Source organism: Trinickia sp. (assembly GCF_057351765.1).
On the sequence record NZ_JBMRBK010000004.1, the window covers coordinates 109087 to 118003 of the forward strand.

Annotated in this window: 9 protein-coding genes; 5 read left to right on the forward strand and 4 right to left on the reverse strand. The window is 65.6% G+C overall.

Going from position 1 to position 8917, the window contains the following annotated elements; translation table 11 throughout:
- Positions 1–8: 8 nt before the first annotated feature.
- The 4 genes from ACO1XS_RS01010 to ACO1XS_RS01025 all read right to left on the reverse strand — a co-directional run bounded on the left by ACO1XS_RS01010 (position 9) and on the right by ACO1XS_RS01025 (position 4131).
- Positions 9–668: an outer membrane lipoprotein carrier protein LolA gene (locus tag ACO1XS_RS01010; RefSeq protein WP_486389828.1), complete on the reverse strand. Its 660-nt coding sequence runs from the start codon at positions 666–668 to the stop codon at positions 9–11.
- Positions 665–1636 (reverse strand): lysophospholipid acyltransferase family protein, encoded by a 972-nt coding sequence (locus ACO1XS_RS01015; protein ID WP_486389829.1) that lies wholly within the window; start codon positions 1634–1636, stop codon positions 665–667. Before ACO1XS_RS01015 ends, ACO1XS_RS01010 begins: the two co-directional genes overlap by 4 nt.
- Positions 1633–3396: an AMP-binding protein gene (locus ACO1XS_RS01020; RefSeq protein ID WP_331570193.1), complete on the reverse strand. Its 1764-nt coding sequence runs from the start codon at positions 3394–3396 to the stop codon at positions 1633–1635. The genes ACO1XS_RS01015 and ACO1XS_RS01020 overlap by 4 nt, the downstream gene beginning before the upstream one ends.
- A gap of 75 nt (positions 3397–3471) precedes the next feature.
- Positions 3472–4131, reverse strand: a complete 660-nt coding sequence (locus ACO1XS_RS01025) for a COG4648 family protein (RefSeq protein WP_486389830.1) — start codon at positions 4129–4131, stop codon at positions 3472–3474.
- 491 nt (positions 4132–4622) lie between these two features.
- Between ACO1XS_RS01025 and ACO1XS_RS01030 the strand changes: the two genes are divergently transcribed.
- From ACO1XS_RS01030 to ACO1XS_RS01050, 5 genes are all read left to right on the forward strand, one after another.
- Positions 4623–4883, forward strand: coding sequence for a phosphopantetheine-binding protein (locus ACO1XS_RS01030; RefSeq protein ID WP_481582434.1), 261 nt, complete (start codon positions 4623–4625; stop codon positions 4881–4883).
- A gap of 15 nt (positions 4884–4898) precedes the next feature.
- Entirely contained in the window at positions 4899–5615 is a 717-nt protein-coding gene (fabG, locus tag ACO1XS_RS01035) for a 3-oxoacyl-ACP reductase FabG (protein WP_331570189.1), read from the forward strand.
- A gap of 64 nt (positions 5616–5679) precedes the next feature.
- Positions 5680–7023 carry an NAD(P)/FAD-dependent oxidoreductase gene (locus ACO1XS_RS01040; protein WP_486389831.1) on the forward strand — a complete coding sequence of 448 codons (1344 nt, stop codon included), beginning with the start codon at positions 5680–5682 and terminating at the stop codon, positions 7021–7023.
- A gap of 9 nt (positions 7024–7032) precedes the next feature.
- Positions 7033–8202 carry a chorismate transformation FkbO/Hyg5 family protein gene (locus tag ACO1XS_RS01045; RefSeq protein ID WP_486389832.1) on the forward strand — a complete coding sequence of 390 codons (1170 nt, stop codon included), beginning with the start codon at positions 7033–7035 and terminating at the stop codon, positions 8200–8202.
- Positions 8199–8917, forward strand: a 719-nt coding sequence (locus ACO1XS_RS01050) for a lysophospholipid acyltransferase family protein (RefSeq protein ID WP_486389833.1), incomplete at its 3' end; no start/stop codon positions are given. The genes ACO1XS_RS01045 and ACO1XS_RS01050, both read left to right, overlap by 4 nt.

Genomic DNA, 8917 nt, shown 5'->3' on the forward strand with positions numbered 1-8917 from the left:
GTCTCGCATCACTGTCTCGAAGCGTTGCGAAGCTGCATCACCGAATGATCGCCATCGGCTTGTTCGATCACGACGGTGCGCAGTACATCGCGCGTGCCGTCGAGCTTGATCGTCTGCACCGTCTTCAGCATCCGGGAATCGAGCGGCGTCAGCGTCAAGGTCCAATCGTCTCCGTGGCCCCCGATGGAGACCTTGTAGAGCTGTTCGAGCACATAACGATTGCCGGCCAGCGTCGCGCGGATGCTTTCGATAAATGCCGCGAGCTCGGGGTAGTGCGCGAGCGAGACCGTGTACTTGCGCTGATTGCGATCGACCGTCAGTTTGTCGCCATCGACCACGAGCCGCTCGGGCTTCGGAGTCACCGTCACTTTCTCGAGGTGATCGGGCGCGACGAAGGCCAGCTCGCCCGTCGATTCGATGGGCTTGTCCGCGATAGCGAGATATTTCGTTTCGGTGAAGCTCGCGCGACCGGATTTGTTGTGTGCCAGCGTCGACATGAGCCGGTCGAGCGTCCATTGCGCCGTGCCGGCAGCCGCAGGCGCAGGCGTTGCCGCGGCCGTGGCAAGGGGCGCGGCGCTCAGACAGCACGTGGCGGCGGCCAGTATGGCGACGGCCCACGCCGCACGCGCGTTAGCGCGCAAAGCGTTGAAGTCAGACGTTCGCCTCATGCGTCCACCTCGCTCGCCGATTGAGATGTGCACGGCAAGGTGGGCTCGCCGTCCTGCCAGAAATCGAAGAAGTTGAACCAGTTGTAGGGGGCGCTGCGGCAGTGCTGCTCGAGCAGTCCGACATACCGCTCGACCGCGGCTTGCACGCGCGCCGCGCGATCGCCGGCCCCGGCGTCCGAGAAATCGACGAGCGGTTCGAAGTGGATGTCGTAGCGGTTTGCGCCGCGATAAACCCCTGCCATGAAAATGACCGGGCGCTTGAGCATCGCGGCCATGCGCAAGGGGCTCAGCGGAAATCCGACGCGGCCGTCGAGAAACGCGCACTGCTGCAGCGCGCTGCCGTCTTCTTGCCGCAGCGTTCGATCGGCGAGCATGCCGATCATCGCGCCGCTATCGAGATATTCGACGGCTTCGAGCATCGCTTCGGGCCGGCCGAGGCTGATGACGTCCTGCTTCACGGCGGGATTGACGGTCGCGAGCACTGCGTTGATATTGCGGGCGTTCTCCTCGTACATCATGATCGCGACACGCAGATTCGGGCGCGTGCGGCCGATCGCGCGCAGCGCCTCGAAGCTGCCGAAATGCGCTCCGATGAGAAATGCGCCGCGCCCCGCGGCAAGCGCCTCGTCGACGAGCGCACCGCCTTCGACGCGAATATCGAACAGATCGAACCGCTCGTTGAGCAGATAGATGCGGTCATGGATCGTCGTCGCGAAGACGAGCAGGTGCCGGTAGATCTCGCGCCAACGCGCTGGGCGTCCCAGCACGCGCGCGAGATAAGCGCGCGAGGCGCGGCGTGCGAGCGGCGCGGCCAGCAGGAAGTAGAACGTGATGCCGTGCAGGACGATGCGCGTCAACGGTCTGCCGAAGTGCAGCGAGAGCCACGTCATGATGCGCAGCACGGCGAAGTTTCCGCGCTCCTGGCGTTCGGCCCACGTCGAATGATCGCGGTTCCCTTTCGTACTCATGCCCGTTGCCGCCGTGTCAGCACACCGGCGGCTGCCGTGCGCTCGCCGGTGCGGATGGTGAAGTGGATCGCGCCGCGTTCGTCGCAGCTGAACGAGAGCGCGAGCGGTTCACCGGGCGAAGCGGGCGCGGTGAATTTCGCCGAGCCGATCGTGCATGCGTTCAACTCGCACCCGAGGGCCGCGCCGATCCGCGCGATCGCATGGTCGAGCAGTACGACACCCGGTACGATCGGCCGGCCCGGAAAATGACCCGGCAACGCCGGATGATCGGCCGGAATCTCGAAGACGATCGGTTCGTGCTGGCTCTCGGCCGCACTCCGGGTGCTCGGCGGCGGTGCGTTTGCCTCGCTCGCGGGCGCAGCGCAGCGCTGCAGCAGCGCGGCCACGAACGGCGCCAGCGTATCGCGCGGGAGCTTGCCGGTGCCATTGCGCGGCAAACTGTCGACGAATAGCAGCGGGCGCGGCATGAATGCGGCATCGATCCGCTCGCGCAGCTTGCGTTGCAGCTCGGCAGCCGAAAGCGTCGGTGCCACCACGAGGGCCATCAGCCGCGTGACAGGCGGACCGCCTTGCGTATCGGCGTCCAATCCGTCGGTCGCGGTTTCGTCGGGCATGAAGAAGGTGCCGTCGTCGACACCGGGAATCGCCATCAACTGATGATTGAGATAGGCGATCGAGGAGCGCTTGCCGGCGATGTTGATCAAATCGCCCTTGCGGCCGTGCAGCAAGAAGTGGGTTGCATCGATCAACTCCAGCGCATCGCCCATTTGTACCGGCACCTCGACATGGCCTCCGGCCGCCCATATTTCGGGACCCTCGTCGCTGCCGGTCGCCGCGTCGCGCGCCGTCAAGGTGACTTCGGGGAAAAGCTCCCAGGCGGCGCTATGCGCGGTGCGGCGCGTCGCAATCTGGCCCGTCTCCGTGCTGCCGTAAATCTCCATCAGCGGTGCGCCGAGGCGCGCTTCGGCTTGTCTCGCCAGTTTTTCCGAAAGCGGTGCCGTGGCCGAGAGAATCAGCGCCGCACCTGGCAACGCGGGCTCGGACGCGAGCAGCGCGCGAAGGTGGATCGGCGAGGTGACGAGCGCGCGCGGCGCCGGTACTGCTTCGAGTTCGCCGCGGATATCGTCGGGATAGAACGGCTGACCGTTGCTGAACGCGAGCCCGCCGATCAATGCGAGCAGCACCGTGGATTCGAACCCGTACATGTGCTGCGGCGGCACCGTGCCGACGAGCGTCGTGCCAGCCGCTTCGACGAGGCCGAGCCGCGCCGCGGCGGCGCGCACGTTCTTGACGAGAAATCCCCAGGTCTTGCGGTGCGGCACCGGCGCGCCGGTGGAGCCCGAAGTAAATACGTACGCCATGATGCGCGCGCCGTCGATCTGCGGCACGGCGATATCGTCGTACGTCGCCAGCGCTGCGCGCGGCGCGGCAGGGTAGCGAAAACGCGGCAGCTCGATCGTGCACTCGTCCATGTCGTGAAGACAGAACGCGTCGGGGGCGAACGCTTGCAGTTGCCGCACGGTTTGCGGCGTGTAGGTCGAGGGCAGCAGGCTCACCTTTTCGGCGAGCAGCGTGGCGGCGAGGCCGACCGTGAAACGGTAGCGGTCCTTGCAGACATTGAACACATGCCGGCCCGCCGGCAGGGCGGCCGCAAGCGTCCTGACGTCGACGAGAAATTCACGTACCGTGACACTCGCCCCATCGCGCCAGGCGATGGTCCGATCGAGCGATACATGAGAGACCAGCGGAAAACTCGACATAACGTTGCTAGCGAATTGGCATAAGCGGTAAGCGGGCGGCTCGCAGGCGATGCCTGGCAGACCTTCCCTGGACATTCATCGCTGCGTGGCGGGCCGCCCCGCGGTCGAGCGCCGATAAGCACGAATGCTCGCGACCATCCCCGAGCTCCGCACACCGGGCAGCGCGAACCGGCGGCATGCATGTTCCGCGATGAACATGAGCGCGGTCAGCGGCAGCGTCAGGTAGTTGGCGAAGGTCGACCAGATTTCGATCGGGACAGTCGCGAAAAGCAGCGTCGAGACAGCGATGACAAGCGCGAAAAAGAGCGTCCAGGCAGCGGTGACCCGCCGCGTATAGACGGCGATTTCCGGCGCAAGCGGGTTGCCCCGCACGAGGGCGGCGAACTGCGTGCACAGCGGCACGCGCCCTTTCGCGAGCGTGCGGCCGAACAGGTACCCGAGCGCGCCGTTGAACAGCACGTGTTCGAGGAAAAGCCCCCACTCGTAATGGCGCACGAGCGCGCCCCGCGCGAGCCACAGCCCCGCGGCGGCCATGGCCACGAGCGGCAGCAACACGGCGCGCCGCGGCGAGCGTGCCGCGTAGCCGAGGGCGAGAACGAGCGCCGGCGCGAGCACGAGCGCAAGGCCGAGCGGTTCCAGGCCGGGCGTGCTGACGGCGCGATGCGCGCCGATCTCATAGCCGACGATGAGTGCGGCTCCGGCTGCGCCGCGAACGATGGATCGCAAACGGCTCATTCGACGCTCCCCGTGCTGCAGTACCTTGTGTTACGCGCGAATGAAACCCGGCGAAAAAAAATCAGTGCCATCCCGAATAAGACCCGCCGACGGCAACCGCCCGCGAGTTTTGAGTCTGTCGCTTTGTGCGATCGATCATACGGAGTTCAGTGGGCGCCGGTGCTGCGTTTTGTAACTTTTTTGCAAGTCGATCACCGGCGGGCAGCGCCGGATTTTAGCGCACGTCGCCGCTCCGAACGAACAGGCACCGTGCGCAACGGGGCCTCGTCCGGGGAGGCCGCCCGTTGTTCGGCTGCTTCATTCAGTAACCATTCGGGTATACGGCAGGAAACGCTTCGTCTAGAATCGCTCGAACCTGAAGGGACCCCTTAATCGGCCCGGATGGGCCCCCCAATAAGCCGGAGCGGACCAACGACGCCGTGCCCGCTCGCCCAGCGCCGCGCGCCCGCCGTTTCAGGCTGCATCCTTGTTGTCAGCTCGCCGTAAGCATCATGAATGAATTGGAACAAGAGCTCGCCGGATTGATCATCGGCGAATTGAACCTCGAGGATATCAAGATCACCGACGTATCCGGCGACACGGTTTTGTACGGTGAAGGCTTTGGGCTCGATTCCATCGATATTCTCGAGATCGCGCTTCTCATCTCGAAAAAATACGGCTTCGGGCTCAGGTCGGACCATCCCGACAACACGAAGATCTTTTCGACCCTCGGTGCCTTGGCTGCCTACGTGGCCGAGCATCGTGTGCGTTGACCCGGTGCGCTTGCGATGAAAGCATTGGTGACGGGCGGCAGCGGCGCGCTGGGCCACGCGATCAGCGAGGCGCTCGCCGCCGCGGGCCATGAAGTCTGGGTGCACGGGCACCGCAACATGGCGGCCGCCGAGGCCGTCGTTGCGGGCATTGCGGCCTCGGGCGGCAACGCCCATGCGATCGGCTTCGATGTGACGAACGCCTCCGAATCGCTCGCGGCGCTCGAACGCGTGCTCGAAAGCGGCCCGGTGCAGATCGTCGTCAACAACGCGGGCATCTACGACGATGCGCCCATGCCGGGCATGACGCAACAGCAGTGGCGCAGTGTCATCGACGTCACGCTGAACGGCTTTTTCAACGTCACGCAACCGCTCTTGATGCCGATGATTCGCACCCGCTGGGGCCGCATCGTCAATATCGCCTCGGTGACGGGGCTCGTCGGCAATCGCGGGCAAACGAACTATGCCGCGGCGAAGGCAGGGCTGATCGGCGCCACGAAATCGCTTTCCCTCGAACTCGCCTCGCGGCATATCACCGTGAACGCCGTGGCGCCCGGCATCATCGCGTCGCCGATGACCGAGACCGCCTTCCCGCCCGAGCGCATCAAGCAGCTCGTGCCCGCCGGCAGGAGCGGCACGCCGCAGGAGGTCGCTGCGATGGTGGCCTACCTCGTCTCGGATGCCGCGGCCTATGTGACAGGGCAGGTCCTGTCGGTCAACGGCGGTATGGCTTGAGCAGACCGGCTCGAGACACCGACATCGCACGAAATATCGCACGAACGAAGCGAAGGCCAAGCCCATGAATAATCCGCCGCACCTTGACGAGATGACCGAGTGGGACGTTGCCGTGATCGGCGGTGGCCCCGCGGGATCGACCGCCGCCACCTTGCTCGCCGATGCCGGCTATCGCGTGCAGCTCCTCGAAAAGGCGCGCCATCCGCGTTTTCACATCGGCGAATCGTTGCTGCCCGCGAACCTGCGTCTGTTCGAGCGGCTCGGGGTCGGCGAGGCCGTGCGCGACATCGGCATGATGAAGCCGGCCGCCGAATTCGTTTCGCCGTTCCACGACCAGCGGCTGCAGCGTTTCCCGTTCGCCGAGGCATGGGACAAATCCATGCCTTACGCCTACCAGGTGCGCCGTTCGGAACTGGATGAAATCCTGTTGCGCAACGCGGCGACGCATGGCGCCGATGTCGTCGAAGGTTGTCAGGTCCGCGACGTCGAGTTTCTCTCCGACGGCGGCGGCGCGATCGTGAGCGCGAAGCACGACGATGGGCGGCCGTATCGGTGCCGCGCGCGTTTCGTCGTCGACGCATCGGGCCGCGATACGCTGCTGGCCAATCGCATGCGCACGAAGCAGCGCAACAAGAAGCACAACAGCGGCGCGTTGTACGCGCACTTTCGCGGCGCGCAACGCCATGCCGGGGCGGACGAAGGCAACATCACCGTGTATTGGTTCGAGCACGGCTGGTTCTGGTTCATTCCGCTCGCCGACGGAGCGACGAGTATCGGTGCCGTCGTATGGCCCTACTATCTGAAGCGGCGAGCGTCAGGCACCTCGCTCGAGACGTTTTTCCTCGAAACGATTGCGATGTGTGCGCCGCTCGCCAAGCGCCTCGAACACGCCGAGCTCGTGACCGGCGTGGAAGCGACCGGCAATTTTTCGTATTCGGGCGACGTGACGCACGGGCGCAATTTCCTGTTGCTCGGCGATGCGTTCGCGTTCATCGACCCGGTGTTCTCGTCCGGCGTCATGCTTGCGATGCAAAGCGCGTTCATGGGCGCCGAAGCGATCGATACGTGCCTGCGCGAACCGGCACGCGCGAGCGCGGCGCTCGCCGAATTCGATCGGCGCGTGCGTCATGGGCCGAAGCAATTCGCCTGGTTCATCTACCGGATGACCTCGCCGACGATGCGCAACCTGTTCATGAATCCGCGCAACATGTTCCGCGTGAAAGAGGCGCTGCTGTCGCTGCTCGCCGGCGATATCTTCGAGAGCACGCCCATCTGGCCGTCGCTGCGCGTGTTCAAGATCATCTATTACCTGTCGGCGCTGGCCGATGCGCGCAATTCGCTGCGTGCGTGGCGTGCGCGCCGCCGCATGTTGCGGCAAGCCGACGATGCCCGCACGGCAGCGGGGTAGGTGGTCTCGATGCCGGTTCCGTTTTTGAAGCTCGTCCGACTCGAGGGCGCACGACTTGCGGCGATGCTGCAAGCCGAGCCCGCCCATGCGCGAAACGAGGCGTTCGAGCGCGCATTTCCGGGCGCGCTGGGTGCCGCATGCTTCGGGGAGCCGGCGCAATGGGCGAGCTTCGCCGAGGCGGCGCCTCATCTTCCGCTCGCGCCGGCTCATATGGCGAGGCTCGTTCCCGCTTCGGAGCCGCTGCACGACAGCAGCGATACCTGTTTCGAAATCTGGCAGTGCGATGCCGCCGATCTCGCGAACGGCCACCACGGTCCGCTCCACTACCGGTTCAGCGAATCGGCCGGCATCGTGTTCGGCAGCGTCGAAGTGTACGAGCAAGCGCACGCAGATGTGCCGCAGGCGAGCGGCGAGACCCCGCTCGAACGCGCCACCTATGCGGCTTACGAGGCGATCTTCAGCGTGCTCGATGCGCTCGACATGCGCCATCCGCTGAGAATCTGGAACGTCGTGCCTGCAATCAACGCGCATCAGTTCGGCAGCGAGCGCTATCGCCAGTTCAACACCGGGCGGCAGCGGGCGTTCAAGGCCTGCGGGCGCCCCGTCATCGATAGCGTGCCGGCCGCAAGCGCGCTCGGCAGCGCGGCCAGCGTCGTCGGCGATGCGGTGCCCGCGACGCCGTTGTCGGTGTCGTTCCTGGCGTCACGCTCGCCCAACCGTGCAATTGAAAATCCCCGGCAAGTCAGCGCTTACCGTTATCCGGCTCGATACGGCCCGAGCGCGCCGACGTTCGCGCGCGCGGCGGCATGGTGCGGCCCGGCCGACCCCGATGGGGAATCGGCCTTGTTCGTCTCGGGCACCGCGAGCATCGTGGGACACGAAACGGCTCATCGCGGAGATGTGATCGCCCAGTTGCGGGAGACGCTCGTCAACATCGAAACCGTGCTCGAGGAAGCCGCACGCCAAACCCGGAACAAAACCGCACTGGCCGAGCTGACCTACAAGGTCTATGTGCGCGACGCGAACGATGCGCAGGCGCTTGCCGCCATCGACGAGGTGTTGCGCGCAAGGTGCGGGTCGTCGTTGCGTGCGCTTTATCTGCATGCCGACGTTTGCCGCGCGGACTTGCTGCTCGAGATCGAGGCGAGCGGCGGCCATCCTGTCGAGGTATTCGCGTGAGCTACGCCGGACCTCCGTCGACCGAACGCGTCAGCATCGACCCCGTATTGCGCGGGCTCGCGGCGCTGCGTCAGTACGCGGTCTTCTACTTCGGTCTGCTGCTGCTCGCGATCGCCTGCCTGGGCTGGCTGCCGTTTGCCGCTCTGTTGCGGGTGCTGCTGCCGCGACATGTCGCGCGCACGCTGGGGCGCGCGGTCATCCAACATGTCTGGCGGCTCTACTTTCATGCGCTTTCGGCGCTCGGCGCGGCGCATTTCGATCTGTCCGAGCTCGCGACGCTGCGCGGCAAGCCGGCGATGATCCTTGCGCCCAACCATCCGACGCTGATCGACGCCATGCTGATCGCGTCCTGCGTGCCGCGCGTGTGCTGTGTGATGAAGGGCGACATCGTCGACAACGTGTTCCTGGGTGCCGGCGCGCGTCTTGCCGACTACATCGTGAACGATGCACCGAAGGGGATGATCAAGGCCGCCGTCGACGATTTGCGGCGCGGCCATCCGCTGCTGTTGTTTCCCGAAGGCACGCGCACCGACTCGCCGCCCGTCAATCCCCTGAAGGCCGGCATCGGGCTCGTTGCCGCACGGGCGGGCGTTCCGGTGCAGACGCTCATCGTGGAGGCCGGCTCGCCGTTTCTCGCGAAGGGATGGCATATCCTGCGCAAGCCGGTGCTGCCGCTGACCTACCGGGTGCGGATCGGCCGCTGCTTTGCGCCGCC

Excerpts from the sequence above, each read along its gene's own strand:
- ACO1XS_RS01010 (WP_486389828.1), bottom strand. The coding sequence starts at position 668 with ATGAGGCGAACGTCTGACTTCAACGCTTTGCGCGCTAACGCGCGTGCG.
- ACO1XS_RS01015 (WP_486389829.1), bottom strand. The coding sequence starts at position 1,636 with ATGAGTACGAAAGGGAACCGCGATCATTCGACGTGGGCCGAACGCCAG.
- ACO1XS_RS01020 (WP_331570193.1), bottom strand. The coding sequence starts at position 3,396 with ATGTCGAGTTTTCCGCTGGTCTCTCATGTATCGCTCGATCGGACCATC.
- ACO1XS_RS01025 (WP_486389830.1), bottom strand. The coding sequence starts at position 4,131 with ATGAGCCGTTTGCGATCCATCGTTCGCGGCGCAGCCGGAGCCGCACTC.
- ACO1XS_RS01030 (WP_481582434.1), top strand. The coding sequence starts at position 4,623 with ATGAATGAATTGGAACAAGAGCTCGCCGGATTGATCATCGGCGAATTG.
- fabG (WP_331570189.1), top strand. The coding sequence starts at position 4,899 with ATGAAAGCATTGGTGACGGGCGGCAGCGGCGCGCTGGGCCACGCGATC.
- ACO1XS_RS01040 (WP_486389831.1), top strand. The coding sequence starts at position 5,680 with ATGAATAATCCGCCGCACCTTGACGAGATGACCGAGTGGGACGTTGCC.
- ACO1XS_RS01045 (WP_486389832.1), top strand. The coding sequence starts at position 7,033 with ATGCCGGTTCCGTTTTTGAAGCTCGTCCGACTCGAGGGCGCACGACTT.